Here is a 19,733-nt window from a genome sequence, read left to right as displayed (position 1 = left end):
TGAGCTCACAAACTTATGACTAGCTAACCAACTCAACCGCTTCACGAACCAACACCGCGATCTCATCCCACTGTTCGTTCTCGATCATCTTTGGCGATACCATCCAAGTGCCACCACAGCACACCACGCGATCGACCGCTAAGTAATCATTGACGTTGTGTTTGCCGATACCGCCAGTAGGCATTAGCGACACATCAACGTAAGGCGCAAGCAAAGATTTCACCATATTGATGCCGCCAGACGCTTCAGCAGGGAAGAATTTCAAGAAGTTAAGGCCTAGCTCCAACGCTTGCTCTACTTGGCTTGGGTTGTTTACGCCAGGAACGATTGGCATACCGATCTCTTGGCAACGCTTAACCGTGTTTGGGTTCAGACCTGGTGCCACGATGAACTCACTACCCGCCTCTTTAGCAAGGTCGATTTGCTCTGGTGTTAATACGGTACCTGCACCGATACACATCTCTGGGTAAGCATCACGCATCGCACGAATCGAATCAGCTGCCGCTTCGGTACGGAACGTCACTTCTGCTACTGGCAGGCCGTTTTCTACTAACACTTTTGCTAGTGGAATCGCATGTTCCACCTTGTTGATTTGGATAACAGGGATAACTTTGAATTGCTTAAGTGTGTTGATCATTTCTTGAGACATAATAATTTCGCTTTATTTTTCTATTTTTTAATTAAGTGATTCATAGCGCTTACCGAGATGATCGCGCCTGAGTATTGAATAACGGTAGAAGCCAGTTGGTGACCAAGTTCAGCTGCATCGGCAGTGCTCTCACCAGTAAGGCGCGCCGCCAGATAACCCGCGGCAAATGAATCGCCCGCAGCGCAGGTGTCGACCACGTTAGAAACACGAGTCGCTGATACATAGCTCTCAACAACATCGCCTTGTTCAACTTGAACAATTTTGCATGGCTCACAGCCACGTTTGATAACGATCTCTTGGCAACCCAAGCGAAGGCAGCGTTGTTGAACGCTCTCGGCATTGCCCCAGACCAGCAAGTCGTCGTCTTCGGTGATCAGTGCAATGTCTACCAATGGCAGTAACTTGGCGTACCAATGCTGAGCTTGTTCAGTCGTCCAGAGTTGTGGGCGATAGTTATTGTCAAAAATCACCTTGCCGCCTTGGTTTGAGAACACGCTAATGGCTTTGAATAAGCGCTCACGAGAGGCGTCATCTAAAATCGCGATACTGATACCGCTGATATAAACCGCGTCGACTTGTTTCTCTGTTAGCGCGATTTCGAGCTTATTCAGATCACTAGCTTGAAAGTAAGATTTTACTGCTGCATCGTTGCGCCAGTAGTGAAAATGTCGCTCGCCTGTCTCGTCGGTTTCGACCATGTAGAGTCCAGGAAGCTTGTTCGCAATACGTTCAACGAAATTGGTTTGAATACCTTCTAGCTGCCAGCTATCAATCATATTTTGAGACAGCTCATCACTGCCAAGGCCTGTCGCATAGTGCACAGAGAGGTTTTGATGTTGCGTTAAACGAGAAAGGTAAAGTGCGGTATTAAGTGTGTCACCGCCAAACTTTTTGGTTAATGGAGAGCCGCTGATTTCGACCATACATTCGCCAAAGAAAGCAATATTGAAATGAGAAGATGCAGGCATAGCTGATCCTAAAATAGAGAGATAAATGGGGAAGAAGGCCCTGCCATTAAGCAGGGTCTGAATTAAGCAAACCAGTTGTGGATACTAGGTTTAGCTTGTTTGATTTGCAGGACGTTGAGGTGCCGCTTCTTCTTCAAGTACGCCAGTCTCAGACATTTCCATCTCCATCAGAGCGCGCTCGTCATCAAGAATCGCTTTTGCCATTTCAGGTGTTACTTGGTTAGCCGGAGTCACTAGGCTCACAACCACACCTGCCGTTAGAGCAAACAGACATGATGGGATAACTGGGTTGCCCCAGAAGGCTGTGTAGTCAGCGTTTAGCATTACTACGAATGAAGCTACAGAAGCACCCGCTAGTGTTGCAAGCGCACCTTGCCAGTTGTAACGTTTCCAGAATTTGCCCAACATACCGCACACAAACATGCCCGACATAACAGTTGAAATCATCTTAGTGATGTAGCCAATGATGTCGTTTGACGTCAGTGCGAACAGCAATGCGAAGCCAATTACCACAACCAAAGCTAGACGAGAGTAGTTCAACATTGATTCTTTGTTTGGTACGCGGCCTGTGAACATCACGTACACATCACGCAGTAGGATAGATACACCGGCAATCGCATCTGAGCTTGCGCTCGACATGGTTGCAGATAGACCAGCGATAAGAACAATCATGCCTACGCCGACGGGAAGAACCGTTGCAGCTACGTATGGGAACGAGTAGTTCGGGTTATCCAATGATGGGTCGATTGCGTGTGCAGCCATACCAATGATTGCTGGAATAATTGAGAAGAAAAGGTACAACACACCAGAAGCGACGAATGAGCGACGGATAGTTGAAACATCTTTACCAGAATAGATGCGTTGGCGGAATGAAGGTGTTGCAAGTACGCCCACACCGATAACCACAGCCAGAGAAACAGCAGGCAGAATGCCCAGTTTATCGATTGCTAAAAAGCTTGTAGCAGCAGGGTCCATCGCAGCGTAAAGGTTGTCCATGCCACCGATGTGATCGACAGACATTACCGCCATTAGGATGAAGCCAGCAAAAAGGATGATTGCTTGAATCGTATCAGTCCACACAACCGCTGTGTAACCACCGATAACCACGTAGATAGTGAATGCTGCAGCAATAATGATTTTCGCAAGGTTAAGGTCGATGTCTGCAATCCACGCTAGGTACATGCCACCACCTAGAATGTGCGCACCTAACCAACCGATTGACGCGATAAAGATAAGTAGGCCAACCACGTTTTTTACGATTCGGTTAGCGCCAACATAGTAAGCCAGCTCTTCACTCATGGTCATGAAGTTCAGTTTACGAACCGGAGCAAACCAAAGTGCAAGCAATAGGATGCCGATAGCACCGCCAATTCCGTACAGAGCACCCGCCCAACCATTTGCGTAGCCAAAGCCAACCGCGCCCATACTTGAACCCGTGCCGACCATAGTCGCAACTGTGGTACCAAGTACTAAGAATAATGGCAGGCCACGGCCGCCTAATAAGAAATCTTCGCCAGATTTTTGATTACGCGAGACAAACCAGCCTAACCAAATTAAAAAACATACGTACACGCCGAAGCCTGTAAGAAAAAGTGTGCTGTTCATTTGACACCTCTCAGTGAAATATTGAGTTCATTCTTGAACTTTATTTATGATTCATTCATTTTTATATTTCATATAATTACTTTATTGATTTTATCTATTTTAATTAAAGTAATTTTTATAAATGTAGGGTGAGAGTATTAAAGGATAATAACAGGGATGACTAACCCCTAATACTCTCTAAGTAGGTAATTGTGATTAGGTTATTACTAAACGCGATCCGCGCGGTAGCAAGTCACATCTACTTCAACCTTCACGTCTACAACTAGGTCGCAAACCATGCAGATACGAGCCGGTGGGTTAGCACCAAAGAACTCTTTGAATACCTTATTAAAAGATTGGAAGTAACGAGAATCCGTTAGCACAACCTTTACGTGCATTACGTCTTCTAGGCCGTAGCCCGCTTCAGTCATAATATCGACACAGTTTTGGATCGCTAGGCGAGACTGGTCAACAATGCCACCCTCTACCACTTCACCATCTGTCATCGGTGTCTGGCCAGAAACGTACAGGAAACCACCCGCTTCAGTTGCGCGTGCAAATGGTAAATGTTGTCCGCCTGTACCTGTACCGCCTTCAACACCGTAACGTTTAATAGTCATTTTTTAACTCCACTTCTTTATAGATAATATTGGGTTTATAGATAAAACAGTTTCTATTCCAATATATTTAAATTAATTCGTCGTTTTCTTATTACTGTATATTTAATAAAATAATTAAATTCTAATTACGGTAAATGAAAACGCCTGAACGATTATTTTTCACTTTTCCTTTTTGGTAAGTTAACTCACCATTTACAAATACACTTTCTATTCCCTCAGCAACTGAAATAGGATTTTCAAATGTTGCTGTGTCTTTAATATTCTTTGGATCAAATAGAACTAAATCGGCAAATGCGTCTTGGCGAATCTCACCTCTTCCCGCGAGGTTGTAGCGCTTCGCAGACATTCCGGTCATTTTATGAATCGCTTCTGGCAGCGCGAACAGTTTTTCATCTCGGCAGTAATGGCCTAAGACTTTCGGGAAGGTGCCCCACAATCTTGGATGTGGATGCGGATCATTCGGTAAACCATCAGAACCAACCATGGCCAGCTTGTATTTCAATACGCGCTTTACGTCGTTCTCATCCATACAGTGATAAACCGCACCTGCTGGTTGAAGTGCTTTTGCTGCGTCCATCAGTGGTAGGTTCATCTCATCAGCAATCTGCTTAAGCGTTTTGCCTGCATGTTCTGGCTTTGCTTTAGACCAAGTGATGAAGATGTCGAAATCGTCTGTCACCTGTTTCAGATCTAACGTCGAAGAGCTCGCTGAATATGGGTAGCAGTCGCAAGACACATCTTGGTGCTCTGAAACCTTATCCATCAAATCAAGCACTTCAACGGTTCTGCCCCAGTTACCCGCACCTGCACATTTAAGGTGAGAGATAACAACGGGTACTTTCGCGTATTGCCCGGTCTCAAACGCCTCTTCCATCGCGCTTAAGATCTCTTCGAATTCTGTACGCATATGCGTGGTATAGATGCCGCCATGACTAGACAGCACTTTCGCTAACTGCATCACTTCATTGGCGTTGGCTTGTTTCGCGCTGGCGTAAGCCAAACCTGAACTCAAACCCAATGCACCCTGCTCCATCGCTAAATCAAGGTTGCTTTGCATTGCTGCAATTTCTTCTTCGCTTGCGGTGCGTTGTAGGTCATCCATCACTTGGTTACGCAGTGTGGTGTGGCCAACTAACGCTGCGACGTTCACCGCTGGTTGCGCTTGCTCTACGGCTTGTGCATACGCGGCAAAGGTTGGGTATTTGAAATCAGCCTGCGCGCCTAATAGATTCATTGGGTCTGGTGGATCGCCCGCCAAAACCGTTGGCGATGCGCTGATGCCACAGTTGCCAACAATCACGGTTGTCACGCCTTGGCTAATCTTAGGTAGACAGTCTGGGTAACGAATTACATTGGTATCGTCGTGTGTGTGTACATCGATGAATCCAGGAGCCAATGCTAAGCCTGCTCCCTCAACCAACTGGCTACAATCTTCATGATCGATTTTGCCAATTTCGGCGATTTTTCCATCTCGGATTGCTACATCGGCACAAAACGATTGTTCGCCGGTGCCATCAAACACCTCTACATTTTTAATTATCGTATCGAACAACATTTCTCACTCTCTCAATCCACTTTGTTGATGGAGCTATATTAGAAATCCAGCCGATTATTTTCAGTGACAAAACACACATAATATTTTAATTTGTGTGATAGTTTCTATCACAAAACACATTACAGATATATTTAAACATTAAATAACAACAACTTAAATCATGTTAGGAATCAGCAATGAAACATAACCCTGCACAAAAAGATGTTATAAAGTATCAAAAAGATAGTTTCATCTTGACTAAAAAAGGCCAAAAAGGGAGAGCAATATCACAATCTGAGAACGGTATTTATCGATTGATTGATGAAGACATTTCGCTTCCGGTAGCAATTATCAAACAATCAGCGTTGACCAATAACCTGAATTGGATGCAATCGTTCGCCGATCATCACCAGGTTAAATTGTCGCCACACGGCAAAACATCGATGACACCTGACTTCTTCCGTCAACAGCTAGAAAATGGCGCTTGGGGAATTACGGTTGCGACACCTGCACAAGCAGAAATTGCAGCAATGGCAGGCGCAAAAAGAATCATCATGGCTAACCAATTGGTAGGTAAAACCAACATGGCGATCATCGAACAGCTTATTAGTGAGTTCGACGTTGATTTCTATTGCTGTGTGGATTCGTCAGTCAACGTGCAGCAACTCAACCAGTATTTCTCCAACAAAAAGCAGACGCTAAAAGTTCTAATCGAGTTTGGTGTTCCGGGTGGCCGTTGTGGTTGTCGTTCACCTCAAGAAGTTCTAGAGCTAGCGCAAACTATCCAAGATTCGCCTGCGCTTTCGCTAGCGGGTATTGAGGTATACGAGGGTGTGATTCATGGCGACAATGCCGAGCAAGACATTCGTACCTTCTTAAACCAAGCGCTCACTTCGGTCGAAAGCCTTGCATCAGATGGCTTAATTACAGGCCAGCCTATCATCACAGGCGCAGGCTCGGCTTGGTATGACGTAGTGGCAGAATGCCTGGCGAACCTAACGGATTATTTAGCGATTATCCGCCCAGGCTGCTATGCCATTCACGATACTGGGATCTACTTAGATGCCCAAAGCAAGGTGTTGCAACGTGCCCAAGTAAACCAAGGTTACGCGTGTGAATTAGGTGGTGATTTAGAATCGGCACTTGAGGTGTGGGCGTATGTTATCTCTCGTCCGGAGCCAACCAAACTGGTGATCGGGCTAGGTAAGCGTGATGTGGCCTTCGATGCAGGTTTACCTATTGCCGAGCGCGGCTATCGCAATGGTGAAGCTATCTCTGTGAAAGGTCTGACTGCTACCGCGGTAATGGATCAGCACACCTTTGTTGAAACGGACGGTTCTGCTGAGATTGAAGTGGGCGACATGATTGCGTTTTCAACCTCACACCCATGTTTAACCTTCGACAAATGGCGCTACATTGCCATCAGCGATGAGGACTATCAGGTCACAAACTGGGTAGAGACCTGCTTCTAGCTCTATTTTTCAATAAGCTAGAATCAGCGAAGCAATCAGATATACTAACGGGGCTAAGCCTTAGCCCCATCAACAAAGGATCAGGATTCTTGAGTTTAGAAGTAGATATCATTTCACAGATAACCGAGCGTTTTCCCGCTCTTCGTGATGCAGAGAAAAAAGTCGCTAAGCTGATCATGGACGACATTGATTTTGCAGCCAATGCCAGTATCACAGAGCTTGCTGAAGGTGCTCAAGTCAGTGAAGCCACGATTACCCGTTTTGCTAAGGCGATCGGTTGTAACAACGTGCGTGATATGAAAATCAAGCTTGCTCAAACCCTAACCGTCGGCCAGCGCTTTATTCTTGAACCGGTAAACCAAACGGGCTATCAAGGTATCTACGAATCGATCAAGCAGAGCCTAGACATCAACCGCACTCTATTCAAAGAGCAAGACGTTGAAACTGCAGTGAGTTGGCTGCACAACGCCAGACAGATCATCGCGATCGGTATGGGTGGCGGCTCAACCATCGCCTCTCAAGAGCTGCAACACAGACTGTTTCGTTTAGGTTACCCAGTGGTGTCGTACAACGATGGCTTAATGTCACGCATGGTTGCAGCTACGGCAGATGCCAATGATGTAATGGTGATGATTTCCGCGACAGGCTTTACGCCAGTGATCACCGAAACGGCCGAGTTAGCGAAGCAGTATGGGCTTAAGATCATCGCGATTACCCCGCAAGACACGCCTCTGGCAAAGATTGCCAATATTGTTTTGCCAATCAAACACATGGAAACCGACTTCATCTACAAGCCATCAGCATCTCGCTACGCAATGCTGGCGTTAGTAGATGTGCTTTCGATGGGTATGGCGGTCAATCACAAGAACCGCTCGCGCGATAAGCTGCGCCGCTTGAAGGTTGCTTTAGACTCCTACCGGGGTGGCGGCGACCGACAACCTCTCGGTGATTAAACGTAACCGAAACTAAGCGTCTCGTAGCTACATCAAAATAGAATCTGAATTAAAAAGCCCCGCAGTCTTCACTCAATCGAGTCGATACTGCGGGGCTTTTGTAATTGTGATTTTGTCGGAAGTCACTCGTCTGAGTCAATTGAAGTTAAAATGAACGCGACTCGTTCCTCAACAGGTAACTTAGGCACTTCCACCAGCTGATAACCAAACTGGGTATAGGCTGCCGCCATTTTTTCGTAAGTAGCGATCGCTTCATCGAAATCTTGTTTACGCTCTTGGTCATTGATGAAAATCGAATCCCATGGCGGGAAGATAAATACCTTGGCGTTGTATGCGATCTCATTACAGCTACTCAGCAAGGATTCTGGAACAGGTAACGTTTCTAACAAGCTGTAACCGTATGAATCCACAATGCTTCTATCAAAGAAAACGAGTTGCTCACTTGCCTCAAATGCTTGGTAATTTGCTAACTCTTCTCGCACCATCTCATCACGAAAAGCCACTTTATCTAACCATGGTAAGGCGCTACCTTGTTGCTCAACTTGATGCTGAATCACTTTACGCCCAACCTCTGGTGCGCAGCGATAGCCTTGGCTTTTCAAAGCGTCGATGACCGAGGTTTTGCCCGATCCCGGCCCACCAGTAAATACAATTAGGTTATTCAAATGAACCTCTTCAAAGGGGGAAAATAACGAATCGAACCTTAACGAAACCCAAGCTAACGAATCAAGGATAGAATGGACTTAAATTCGGGTGCGCGACAATCTTTAACTAGCTCGTATAAGCTCATTTCTAATCCCGTAATCTGAACACCAGCGTCCCGCAATCGTCTGATAGCCAATTTCTTATTCAATGCTGTTCGTGAACTAATGCAGTCACCAACTACTTGAACCTTGTACCCAAGCTCCAACAAACCCATTGCGGTTTGATAGACACAAATATGAGCCTCAATGCCACACACCAACCACGTATCCACATCCTTGGCTTGCACTGCCTCAACAAACTTGGGCTCGTTACACGCGTTGAACGTAAATTTTGGTATCGGCTTAACATCACTCAATAGGTCATTCAGCTCGCTAACGGTAGGCCCCAACTTATCTGGGTTCTGCTCCAAGCTCACAACAGGAAGACCTAAAACCTGCGCTCCCTCAATCAGCTTTCCACAGTTAGCAATCAGTGTCTCACTCTCATCAACAAGGCGCGCGAGCTTGCCCTGAACATCCACAACCACCAAACCTGTCTTTTGTTTCGTTAGCATGTTTACTCCTTGTTTTGGGCAGCCTGATTACTTACGCAATCTGATGTGTATGTTTTCTACTATGTAATGATTCAGCTTACAAAGCCATACAGTAATACATACAAGACTACGGAATAATGGTCATCAACGGTCGAAAGGTCGCAAAACAAAAATAATTGATACTGGCATGACATTAAAAAGTGAGTAAGAAAATGAACAAGATAACAAAATCTGCATTAGCACTGGGCTTGATCAGCGCAGTTTCTCTTCCAGCTTTAGCAGCAGGTACTGACGGCGGCGCATACATTGGTGGCGGCCTTGGCGTATACCAAGATTCTGATACAGATGGTCAAGGTAGTTTAGATTCAGACGGTATGGGCTACAACCTATACGGCGGCTACCAGTTCAACCGTATCGTAGGTGTTGAACTTGGCTACAACGACTACGCAGACTACAAAAAAGGCGCTGCAAAACTGTCTCCAACGTCTATTTCTTTGTCAGCAAATCTTGGTTACACATTTGACAACACAATCCGCCCATTCGTATTAGCAGGTTTAAGCTCTGTTGACCTAAATGCAAATAAGAGTGCTGGTTACGCTGATGACAGCGGTACAGGTTTCCACTTTGGTGTTGGTGTTGAATACACTCCGGTTGAACACCTAACACTTCGTCTAATTTCGCAAGCAGACGCAGTAAGCGTAGAGAACGACTACGGTTTGTATAAAGAAGACAAAACACTTGCCTTCAACAGCATTAGCTTCGGCGGTTCATACAACTTCTAATGTGATTGAACTACATAGAATAAGCTGAACATACTAATTCACTTTGCTGTTCCACCTTGTCATGAAGGTCACTCAGTAAAGTGAATTTTTTGTTTCTACACGCCTATCGCGTCATTTCACTTTAACCAGTTATCGCTCATCACCGCCCAATTGAGCTTTATGCGTTGATATTAGAGCTTTCTTGGTAGCGAGACTAAAATAAAGGGATAAGAGACGCAGGAAAACAAACCTATGAATCTACCAAGCTTAAACATGTCGATAAACAAGCTGCCCTTTGTATTGGCTGTGTATTATCTGCTTGTCATCAACATCCCTCTCTCCCAAGAGCTGTTTAGTATAGTTCAGGCATCTAAGTCAGAAAGCGTTGCGTTTCTTATATCTATCCCTATCTTCTTCCTTGCTGCCTTCAATTTTATCTTCCAAGTCTTCAATTGGCCGATATTCTCCAAGCCATTTTTTATCTTCTTGCTCATCACCTCAACACTCGTCAGCTACAGCATGTTCAATTACGGCATCTATGTCGACTATGGGATGATAGAGAACGTCTTCGAAACCAATAGCGGCGAAGCAGCAAGCTATGTAAGTACCCATTCCATCTTATGGTTATTCACGATGGGGATTGTCCCGTCACTGATATTACTGTTTACTGAACTTAAGCGAGAGTCATGGAAAGATTTCTTTGTCTGGAAGTCGATTGGATTACTCTCTTCATTGATTGTTATCGCGATAATTGCAGGGCTGTTTTACAAAGATTATGTTTCGATTGGTCGCAATAACTCGCACATAAAAAAGATGATCATCCCAACCGAATATGTGTCATCCGCAGTCAAATACATCAATAACACCTACATCAAAGAGCCTACCCCCTATCAAGAGCTAGGATTAGATGCGAAGCAAACACCGCAAGCCAAAGCAGCAACCAAACCGACCTTACTGGTGTTTGTGCTTGGTGAGACCGCGCGCGCGTATAACTACCAATATCATGGCTATGAGAGAGAAACGAACGCTCACACCCAGCCTTACAACCCGATATTTTTCTCTGATGTTCAGTCGTGCGGAACAGCCACTGCGGTTTCTGTGCCGTGTATGTTCTCGAACATGAATCGCAGCAACTACGACCGAGACAAAGCTTACAACCAAGATAACGTGGTCGACATCATGAACCGCGCGGGCATTCACTCTATCTGGCGAGAACATGATGGTGGAGACAAGGCGGTCGCACACCGAATCAAAGAGATGACTCTCGTCGCCAAAGACAGCGACCCGTTGTGTAATAACGATGTGTGCTACGACACAGCGATGTTAGAGAACTTCGTGCAAGATACTCAAGATCTCAGCCAAGATAGCATCATTTTCTATCATATTGCCGGATCTCATGGCCCTACTTACTTTGAGCGCTATCCAGAAGAACATAAGAAGTTCACACCTGATTGCGCTCGCGCCGATATTGAAAACTGTAGCAAAGAGGAAGTGGTTAACACCTACGACAACACTATCTTGTACACGGATTTCTTCCTCTCACAGGCGATGCAAAAGCTTGAGAAACTGACCGACAAATACAACGTGGCGTTGATGTATGTATCCGATCACGGCGAATCTCTGGGAGAAAATGGCGTCTACTTACACGGCATGCCTTACTCTCTAGCACCAAAGGAACAAACCCACGTTCCACTGATCTTTTGGATGTCGGACGGCTTTGCTGCAGAGAAAGGCATCAGTGACACGTGCTTGCGTAAAGCAGGAAAAGAGCAGAGCTTTTCACACGATAACCTGTTCGACTCTTTGCTTGGTTTAATGGACGTTCAAACCAAAGAGTATCGAAAAAACCAAGACATCTTCGCACCGTGTCGTTAACTGCAACGCATTAGGCGCACATGCTTGATTTAAAGGGGACTCGTTTATGAGTCCCCTTTTTTGACCTATCCAAAACTGTCGTTTTTGTTCAATACCTCCCTACAGTGTTCACCTACACTTGCGGGCATTGAAACGTGGCACATCCAATAAAAGTACGATGTCTACCACGCACTCTACTGAATCGAAACAATAGGAATTCAAGCGATGTTAGACATCAAAAAAATCACAACACTGAGCGACTTAAGCGAACTTAAAACGGCTTACTTTGCAGATTCAACCGCCCCACTCGATGGCATGTGGCACTTCGGCTTTGTGCCAATGTCAGACCACTACGGCTTTTACGAGAACGACATACTTGTGGGTTACTGCGTGTTAAATGGTGAAGGCTATTTACTTCAGTTCTTCCTAGCACCAACCGCAAGCGCGAACATTGCCGACTTGTTCACCTTGATCATCGAAAACAACAGTTCTGTGATTGGTGAGGTGAAAGGCGCATTCGTCAGCAGCGCAGAGCCGCAATACTTGACACTGTGCATGGACAATACTGAGTCATTCAAAGTGAATGCGATGATGTACCGCCAAAACCAAGAAAGCGACGCTAGCCGTCATTCAGGTCGTATTGAAGGTATTAAAAATGACGCTCGCGACACAAGAGCAACTCGATAAGCTTGTGGAATTTGCTTCATCAGCGATTGGCGCACCGAAAGAGTGGCTAACTGACTACTACAGCAATTTAATTGCTCGCCAAGAGCTTTGGGGTTACTGGGAAAATGAAAGCGTTCTTGCAACGGGAGAGTGCCGAAAGTTCGATGAGCACCAAACGCAGTTTGCAGACTTAGGCATGCTTGTCACGCAAGCAGAACGTGGAAAAGGGTTAGCAACGCGCGTGCTGAACTTTCTAACACAGCACGCCAGCAGCCAAGGTTTGGAAGCGATGTGTTCAACAGAAAGCAGCAATATTGGCGCGCAGAAAGCGATCGCTCGTGCAGGTTTGTCATCGAAAAACCGAATCCTACAGTTCGATTTTGATTAGGGTTCGACCCTAACGACTTGCTCGCGCCCGAACGAAGCCAACTAAATAAAGCCCATAACAGTGACTTTATACATCCAACTGTTATGGGTTTAGTTTTTGGTGGCTATCGATTTCATAGACAAAACTATCTTCCTCAACGATAGACACATATAGTTATTACAACGCTAACCTCAAATAGAATGTCGAATGATCAATTGGTTACAGTCTCCGAAATCCTCTGTTGTTGCTCAGTACATTGATTGCTATTGGCTGATCGAGAAGACGCCCGACGCTCAAACTCATCAGTTTCCTAAGCTCAACCCTGACCCTTCAGCGCATTTGATTCTGTCTCCAAGCGACCAGCCTTATCACTACACGATAGAGCAACAGGTCGATCAAGGCATTGGCTGTCATTTGCTGCTGCCACACCATAGAGCGATTGAACTGGACCACTCAAAACCGTTTATTCATTTGGGTATCAAGTTCCATGTTGGCGCCTTGTACTCGTTAAAGTTTCCAGACAGCCCACACCCGAGCCTAGATCGAGTTAACCCTATCGATCTCGTTAGTTTATTAAGCAACCCAAATGCCGATGCCATGTCGCTCATTAACCTCGCTCAAACCAACTTTGAAACCTGTTGTCAGCAGTTAGATGAATTGCTGCTGCCTTGGTTATCGACAGCAAAAACAGACAGGCACAGCGAACTCACCCGCAAGGTGTTAGAACTACTAGGTACAACACCAATTGCAGAGCTCGGCGACAAGCTGTTTTGCTCACAGCGCACCTTAGAACGAAGCTTCAACAAGGTGACCGGACTAACATTAAAGCAGTGTCAGTCGATGAACAAACTCGAAGCGATGTTGGAATACCTTTATAAGCGAAATTTTGATGACATTGATTGGATAGATGTCGCCTATCAGTTTGGATTTAGCGACCAGCCACACCTGATTCGATACCTTAAGAAAACCATTGGCCTAACGCCGAACACCTATGCCAAAGAAGGTGGCTTAACCATAGATGTGTATGGTGGAGTGAGATCGGAATAACTCATTCTTTATCTATAACGCACATTCTTTCTACAGTGAATACTCTGTCTGCTGTGTCCCATTAGCCGCAAGTTTTATTGAGTTTAGATTTGCGACTAAATATACTGGAGGCACCATCAGACGGAGGACGAAAATGAATAATAAAAACAAACATATAGTTTTAATTCATGGTCTATATATGCCTGCGTTGATCATGCAATATCTGGATAGAAATTTCAAAAAGCGCGGCTTTCAAACCCACAAGTTTGCCTACAACTCACTGCGTTTCCCTTCTGCTGCTAAACGCCTAAATCGATTCGTGAATGCACGCTTTGATGAACACGATGAGGTTTATTTCTTTGGTCACTCGCTCGGTGGCTTGCTGATTCGTCACTACTTTAAGTTTTACCAACCCGACTTTGCCGACACCTGCATCATTACCGCAGGGACTCCACACAATGGCGCGACTATCGCTAAAACGTTGTCGAATCATGGTCTTGGCTTTATCTTTGGTTCGAGCAAGATGATCTTAAGTGATGGCTTGGGTGATTATGATATTGATGTACCGATTGGCGTGATTACCGGCACCTATGACGCTGGTGTAGGGCGCATTGTATTGGGCAGAAACCCAGGTGATGGCACGGTGACGCTTGAAGACGCGAACCTGCGAGGCGCAACAGACACCTGCGCCCTCAAGCTCAATCACACGGCGCTGGTGTACTCTAAGGAAGTAGTAGCACTCTCAACTCAGTTCATCGAACACAGGGCTTTCAAGAGCGCTTCATAGCTGTTTTCTTACTTCTGATAAACCGAGACAAAATAGACCAATACAAAAATACCACTCTGCGATAAGAGTGGTATTCAAAAATTCATATCTGAAAGTGAGTGCTGGTTACAGACGATTCACTCGTGTTGGTAAAAACACCTCACCCAACATGCATCGCACCGAACCACCACCAATGTCTTCAATCGTTTTCACGTTAAATGGTAGCAGCTTACCGTGTGTCGAAAGTTGCGCTAACTGAGCTGGAGAGAACGCATCGTAAGCCGATTGAGACATCGCAATCACCTTGTCGCCATTCACGGTTTCCAGTTGTAGGATGTTGCCACAGAATCGGTTCATCTGATCAATTGAGATAGAGATAACCTGCTTATCTTTAGCAAGCGACTTCACCACAAAACGGCGTTCAAATTCTGGGATCACTTCATCACAGATCACGCAGAAGTTATCACCAATCGCCATCATCACATTGGTGTGGTAAATCGGCTGACCAGACGGCAGTGCTGTTTGGAATGACACCACGCGAGAATAACCAATGCGCTTTGCATAGTCTTCTAGTACTTCACGGTCACAACGCTGAGAAAGCGCCGCGTAGATGGTCTTATTAATGTGGTCGATCACCATCACACCCGTGCTCTCTAGATAAGAACCTTGAGCAATGTAAGACTCTAGAGACTCACTGTGATTTACAATGCGACCAGACGCTTCGAGCGCTTCAATAAGGGCACTTGGCTTCACTTCATTTTGACGGTTTTCACACGCCATAGGGAACGTAAATAAGCTTCCATCACCGCAGGTGCTAAACCAGTTATTAGGGAAGACCGCATCTGGCGTTTCCACGCCAAGTTCTGGGTAATCAAACTCTACAACTTGCACACCTTCTTTACGCAACGAAGCGACCATCGTCTTAAATTCGGACATGGTTTCTAATTTTACTTCAGCTTCGGTCAGATTAACTCTGTTCTGAAACTCATTATCTTGTGCCGTTTCTTCATTAAATTTAAATTCTTTTGGCGGCACCATAACAACGCAATTGGCGTTTTGAACATTAGTAATGTGAAGTGATTTTTTGTGTAGGTTTAACATCTCAACCGTCCCTATCTTTTAATTACCTCAGAATTGTAAACAACTTGTTACAACAAGATTCACTGAAAAGAATAATGATTTGAATATTTATCCCAAACAATTCCTGCAAAACTCAGTTTATTCGGTAATTTTTACTGCAAGATAACAGCACATCAGAAAGAACCAACAGTTTGCATATGAGATACAGAATTTGCTGAATAAATATCCGAGCTTCATTCTCTAGCTTGCTGCGGGTTTAGGTTACAATTTAATCCATTTAGCGTTAGGATTATCACCGTTGCATAACAATCAATTACGTTTGAAATAAGCTTAACTTTTCCTGTCCGATTCAATCTAAAATACGCGTCATGAAAGACACGCTTTGGACCTTTCCTGCGACATCGCTTAAACAACGTATTAGTGTTAAACGAACTCGTGAGCCAAGTTTTCAACCAAACGCTTAAACCAAAATCCATCGAATGGCTTAATGCTTATAAGAACGAATTGGCGCTTATATAATTTCAAGCTAAGACGGCAAATTTCAAACCGAACCTATAAAAACAAAGCTACACAGACGATGCAGTTGCTAATAGATGCATTCGTTATAAAGGGAAATCTATGTACAAAAAATTTGAAGGCTTTACTGAAGCCTTTCCAAAGGGAGAGCCGATACAACCTCCTACTGGAATACTGGCATTCTGCCGCCATTACACTCGAGGTTTTGAAAAACCGTTAATCTTGCTCGGCCTAATGAGCATGACCATCGCGATCATCGAAGTCGCGTTGTTCGGTTACATGGGCCAACTGGTTGATTGGCTATCAACCAGCAACCCAGAAACCTTCTTAGCAGATAACCAATCCACACTAATGGGGCTTGGTGTTCTGTTATTGGTCGTGATGCCGATATTGATCAGTGTTTACTCGCTTTTGCTTCACCAAACCTTGTTGGGCAACTACCCAATGTCGATTCGTTGGTTGGCGCACCGCTATCTTTTGAAGCAAAGCTTGTCGTTCTATCAAGATGATTTTGCCGGACGTGTCGCGACTAAAGTGATGCAAACATCGCTCGCAGTGCGTGAAACCGTAACCAAAATGGTTGATGTGTTTGTTTACGTGACGGTTTACTTCACGGCGATGCTATTTATGCTTGCAGAATCAGATTGGCGTTTGATGGCTCCGATGCTGATTTGGTTGTTCGTTTATATCGGTATCCAGCTGCACTTCGTACCAAAGCTGAAAGACGTATCATCAGAACAAGCCGATGCGCGTTCGTTAATGACAGGCCGTATTGTCGATAGCTACACCAACATCGCGACGGTGAAACTGTTCTCACACAGTAAAAGAGAAACCGAATACGCCGAAGAAGGTATGGAAGGCTTCCTTGATACTGTGCACCGTCAAATGCGCTTGGTAACTGGCTTCAACATCTGTGTTGAGTTCGCTAACTATCTATTGGTGTTCAGCATTGCTGGTATTTCTATCTACCTATGGCTAGATAGCGCAATCACCGTGGGGGCAATTGCGATTGCAGTGAGCTTGGCTCTACGTATTAACGGCATGTCGAAATGGATCATGTGGGAAATCGGTGGTCTGTTTGAAAACCTAGGTACTGTGATTGATGGCATTAAAACGCTGTCGAAGCCAATCGCTATCGAAGACAAGAAAGACGCTGAGCCACTTAAGGTTCCACAGGGCGGCATCAACTTCGACAACGTTAGCTTTAACTACGGCGAGAACAAGGGCGTGATCAACAACCTTAATCTCAACATTAAGCCGGGTGAAAAAGTGGGCTTAGTCGGCCGTTCAGGTGCGGGGAAATCAACCTTGGTTAACTTGCTACTGCGTTTCCACGACGTAGAAAGCGGTCGCATCCTGATTGACGATCAAGAGATCTCAACAGTGACGCAAGACTCGCTGCGCAGCAACATCGGTATGGTCACCCAAGATACTTCACTGTTGCACCGTTCGATCAAAGACAACATTCTTTACGGTCGACCTGAAGCATCCGATGAAGAAGTTTACGCAGCCACCAAACAGGCTCACGCACATGAGTTTATCGAAACCCTAACCGACCCATTTGGCAACATTGGTTACGATGCTCAAGTAGGTGAGCGTGGCGTTAAGCTTTCTGGTGGTCAGCGTCAACGTGTCGCTATCTCACGTGTTCTTTTGAAAAATGCGCCGCTATTGGTTCTAGATGAAGCGACGTCTGCCCTCGATTCTGAGGTAGAAGCGGCAATCCAAGAGAGCTTGATTGAGCTAATGGAAGGCAAAACGGTTATCGCGATTGCACACCGCCTATCGACCATTGCTGCGATGGACCGCCTGATCGTGCTTGATGAAGGCAATATCGTCGAAGAAGGTACGCACCAAGAGCTAATTAACCAGAATGGTATCTACGCACAGCTGTGGAATCACCAAACCGGTGGCTTCATTGCGGATGATCTTGAGCAGGCAACGAACGATTAATTTTTGTGCTATTTGAAAAGTGCGGCGTAATTCACACCAATTTGTTAATTAACGGTAAATTACACGTAGCAGAATGTTATGTCGTAATTATATAATGACGTTAACACCAAAAACGCCTCGCTTGCGCGTTCTGGAATAAGGCTAGACTTCGGGGGGAGGCTAGCCTTTCTTATGCCCCTAGATCAGCAATCTTTCCCACCTGTTACGTAAACTTCATCGATCCTTTTGTTTTTTTCTTGGCGTTTTTTTCTTAAAATGCGCGCAGTATTCTTTCTAGAGATCAACCATGAACAAAAGTGTCTTAACTAACGTTATCGCGTTAGCGCTGCTTGCTGGCGGCTATGCGACAGCAAACCAATACTTGCTTTATGCAGGCCTATTCGCATTTTCTGGTGCCATCACCAACTGGCTTGCGATTCACATGTTGTTCGAGAAAATACCTGGCCTATACGGTTCAGGCGTTATTCCAGCACGCTTTGAAGAGTTCAAAGCGGCCATCAAACAATTGATGATGGAACAGTTCTTTACTGAAAGTAACATCGACCGCTTCCTAAGCAGCGAGATGTCTGGCGGCCAATCACTGAACCTAGAGCCTGTGATTAAGAAGATCGACTTTAACCCTGCATTCGATTCACTGGTTCATGTCATCGAGAACTCTCAATTTGGTGGTATGTTGGCAATGTTTGGCGGTACAGAAGCGCTAGAGCCAATGAAAGCGCCGTTTGTTGAAAAGATGCAAGAATCTGTGATTGAAATCAGCAAAAGCGATTCGGTAAAAAATGTCATCAAGGAAGAGCTAGAATCTCCGGCGATGATGGACGAAATCAAAGAGAACATTGAAGCGATCATCGATCAACGTTTGAATGAACTGACACCGAAGCTTGTGAAAGAGATGGTTCAAACCATGATCAAGAAGCACCTTGGCTGGCTTGTGGTTTGGGGCGGTGTATTCGGTGGTGTGATTGGCTTGATCTCAGCGGCAATTACGCTGTAATCGGTTTACCAACAACAATTTATCTGATTGCCTTTCCTGGCACTCAACAAAAAATGGAAGCTCATTAGCTTCCATTTTTTATATCTAAACAACACGCTTGAAGTAAAACCTGTGCCCTATTTTAAGGTTGCCAACAACTCAGGGTTAACACCAAAGCCCTTTTTATGCTCTTCAATCACTACTTCACTGCGGGTCTGAATCACGCCAGGCAGCGTACCCAGCTTGGTGGCCATAAACGCTTGGTATGCCTTCATGTCTTTCACTCGAACCTTGATCATGGTGTCGAAGTCTCCCGACAGCGAATAACACTCTTCCACCTCGGGCATCATTTCAACGGCTTGGGCAAACTTATCAAAAATCGAAAAGCTGGTCTGATCGAGACGAATGTGGATAAAGACTTGAACATCGAGTCCCAACTTTTCTGAACACAGCTCAGCATGGTAGCCCGTTATGTAGCCCTCTTTTTCCAATCGCTTGAGTCTATCAGAGCAAGGGGATGTCGTTAGGTTAACCTGCTTGGCCAACTCAACCACGGGTAAACGCCCTTTCATGTGCAGAATTCTTAGTATCTCTTTATCGATACGATCAAGTTGATGCTGAGACATAACATTCCTTAAACATTCTAAATTCGGCTCAGTATATTCCATACTAAGAACAATCGAAGAAAACCCCGCTCACACATTTAAAAACTAAATGCACAAGTGATATTCACACCAAATATAAATTCATACAA

The 19,733-nt window shown here is 45.1% G+C and carries 17 protein-coding genes and 1 pseudogene; 9 read left to right on the top strand and 9 right to left on the bottom strand.

Annotation, left to right across the window (positions count from 1 at the left end):
• Positions 1 to 19: 19 nt before the first annotated feature.
• From ITG10_RS19020 to ITG10_RS19000, 5 genes are all read right to left on the bottom strand, one after another.
• Complete coding sequence (locus tag ITG10_RS19020) at positions 20 to 649, bottom strand: bifunctional 4-hydroxy-2-oxoglutarate aldolase/2-dehydro-3-deoxy-phosphogluconate aldolase (protein ID WP_017065169.1); 630 nt, start codon at positions 647 to 649, stop codon at positions 20 to 22.
• 20 nt (positions 650 to 669) lie between these two features.
• Entirely contained in the window at positions 670 to 1,617 is a 948-nt protein-coding gene (locus ITG10_RS19015; protein WP_248387071.1) for a sugar kinase, read from the bottom strand.
• Positions 1,618 to 1,707: 90 nt separating this feature from the next.
• On the bottom strand, positions 1,708 to 3,222 hold the full coding sequence (locus ITG10_RS19010; protein ID WP_017632024.1) for a sodium:solute symporter family protein: 1,515 nt from the start codon (positions 3,220 to 3,222) through the stop codon (positions 1,708 to 1,710).
• A 206-nt stretch (positions 3,223 to 3,428) separates the two neighbouring features.
• Complete coding sequence (locus ITG10_RS19005; protein ID WP_017065166.1) at positions 3,429 to 3,821, bottom strand: RidA family protein; 393 nt, start codon at positions 3,819 to 3,821, stop codon at positions 3,429 to 3,431.
• 121 nt (positions 3,822 to 3,942) lie between these two features.
• Entirely contained in the window at positions 3,943 to 5,376 is a 1,434-nt protein-coding gene (locus ITG10_RS19000) for a D-aminoacylase (protein WP_017632023.1), read from the bottom strand.
• A 176-nt stretch (positions 5,377 to 5,552) separates the two neighbouring features.
• Here ITG10_RS19000 and ITG10_RS18995 point away from each other — a divergent pair, with 176 nt between their 5' ends.
• Together ITG10_RS18995 and ITG10_RS18990 are read left to right on the top strand one after the other, a co-directional pair.
• Positions 5,553 to 6,827: an amino acid deaminase gene (locus ITG10_RS18995; protein WP_017632022.1), complete on the top strand. Its 1,275-nt coding sequence runs from the start codon at positions 5,553 to 5,555 to the stop codon at positions 6,825 to 6,827.
• Positions 6,828 to 6,916: 89 nt separating this feature from the next.
• Positions 6,917 to 7,780, top strand: a complete 864-nt coding sequence (locus ITG10_RS18990; RefSeq protein WP_017632021.1) for a MurR/RpiR family transcriptional regulator — start codon at positions 6,917 to 6,919, stop codon at positions 7,778 to 7,780.
• Positions 7,781 to 7,902: 122 nt separating this feature from the next.
• Here the strand turns inward: ITG10_RS18990 and ITG10_RS18985 are convergent, their stop codons facing one another.
• The gene (locus tag ITG10_RS18985; RefSeq protein ID WP_017632020.1) at positions 7,903 to 8,445 is read right to left on the bottom strand and encodes an AAA family ATPase; all 543 of its coding nucleotides are present in this window, start codon (positions 8,443 to 8,445) and stop codon (positions 7,903 to 7,905) included.
• A 53-nt stretch (positions 8,446 to 8,498) separates the two neighbouring features.
• Positions 8,499 to 9,038, bottom strand: a complete 540-nt coding sequence (locus ITG10_RS18980; protein WP_017632019.1) for a hydrolase — start codon at positions 9,036 to 9,038, stop codon at positions 8,499 to 8,501.
• Positions 9,039 to 9,229: 191 nt separating this feature from the next.
• Between ITG10_RS18980 and ITG10_RS18975 the strand changes: the two genes are divergently transcribed.
• The 5 genes and pseudogenes from ITG10_RS18975 to ITG10_RS18955 all read left to right on the top strand — a co-directional run bounded on the left by ITG10_RS18975 (position 9,230) and on the right by ITG10_RS18955 (position 14,478).
• A complete protein-coding gene (locus ITG10_RS18975) occupies positions 9,230 to 9,799 on the top strand; it encodes a porin family protein (protein WP_017632018.1) in 570 nt (189 codons plus the stop codon).
• 231 nt (positions 9,800 to 10,030) lie between these two features.
• A complete protein-coding gene (locus tag ITG10_RS18970; protein WP_248387070.1) occupies positions 10,031 to 11,653 on the top strand; it encodes a phosphoethanolamine--lipid A transferase in 1,623 nt (540 codons plus the stop codon).
• 204 nt (positions 11,654 to 11,857) lie between these two features.
• Positions 11,858 to 12,686: pseudogene (locus ITG10_RS18965) on the top strand (GNAT family N-acetyltransferase).
• A gap of 186 nt (positions 12,687 to 12,872) precedes the next feature.
• The gene (locus ITG10_RS18960) at positions 12,873 to 13,712 is read left to right on the top strand and encodes an AraC family transcriptional regulator (RefSeq protein ID WP_017632017.1); all 840 of its coding nucleotides are present in this window, start codon (positions 12,873 to 12,875) and stop codon (positions 13,710 to 13,712) included.
• A 133-nt stretch (positions 13,713 to 13,845) separates the two neighbouring features.
• A complete protein-coding gene (locus ITG10_RS18955; RefSeq protein ID WP_017632016.1) occupies positions 13,846 to 14,478 on the top strand; it encodes an acetyltransferase in 633 nt (210 codons plus the stop codon).
• 105 nt (positions 14,479 to 14,583) lie between these two features.
• On the opposite strand, the gene ITG10_RS18950 is transcribed toward ITG10_RS18955, so the two are convergent.
• Positions 14,584 to 15,558, bottom strand: a complete 975-nt coding sequence (locus ITG10_RS18950; RefSeq protein ID WP_017632015.1) for an arginine deiminase-related protein — start codon at positions 15,556 to 15,558, stop codon at positions 14,584 to 14,586.
• A 597-nt stretch (positions 15,559 to 16,155) separates the two neighbouring features.
• Between ITG10_RS18950 and ITG10_RS18945 the strand changes: the two genes are divergently transcribed.
• Together ITG10_RS18945 and ITG10_RS18940 are read left to right on the top strand one after the other, a co-directional pair.
• Complete coding sequence (locus tag ITG10_RS18945; protein WP_017632014.1) at positions 16,156 to 18,006, top strand: ABC transporter ATP-binding protein; 1,851 nt, start codon at positions 16,156 to 16,158, stop codon at positions 18,004 to 18,006.
• Between the two features lie 286 nt (positions 18,007 to 18,292).
• The gene (locus ITG10_RS18940; RefSeq protein WP_017632013.1) at positions 18,293 to 19,000 is read left to right on the top strand and encodes a hypothetical protein; all 708 of its coding nucleotides are present in this window, start codon (positions 18,293 to 18,295) and stop codon (positions 18,998 to 19,000) included.
• A gap of 116 nt (positions 19,001 to 19,116) precedes the next feature.
• Here ITG10_RS18940 and ITG10_RS18935 read toward each other — a convergent pair whose 3' ends face one another.
• Positions 19,117 to 19,605: an Lrp/AsnC ligand binding domain-containing protein gene (locus ITG10_RS18935; protein ID WP_004732526.1), complete on the bottom strand. Its 489-nt coding sequence runs from the start codon at positions 19,603 to 19,605 to the stop codon at positions 19,117 to 19,119.
• Positions 19,606 to 19,733 lie beyond the last annotated feature (128 nt).

Origin of the sequence: Vibrio sp. ED004, from assembly GCF_023206395.1 — a bacterium.
Taxonomy (GTDB): Bacteria; Pseudomonadota; Gammaproteobacteria; order Enterobacterales; family Vibrionaceae; genus Vibrio.
The sequence above is the reverse complement of the archived record's forward strand: the minus strand, read 5'-3'. Positions and strand labels throughout refer to the sequence as shown.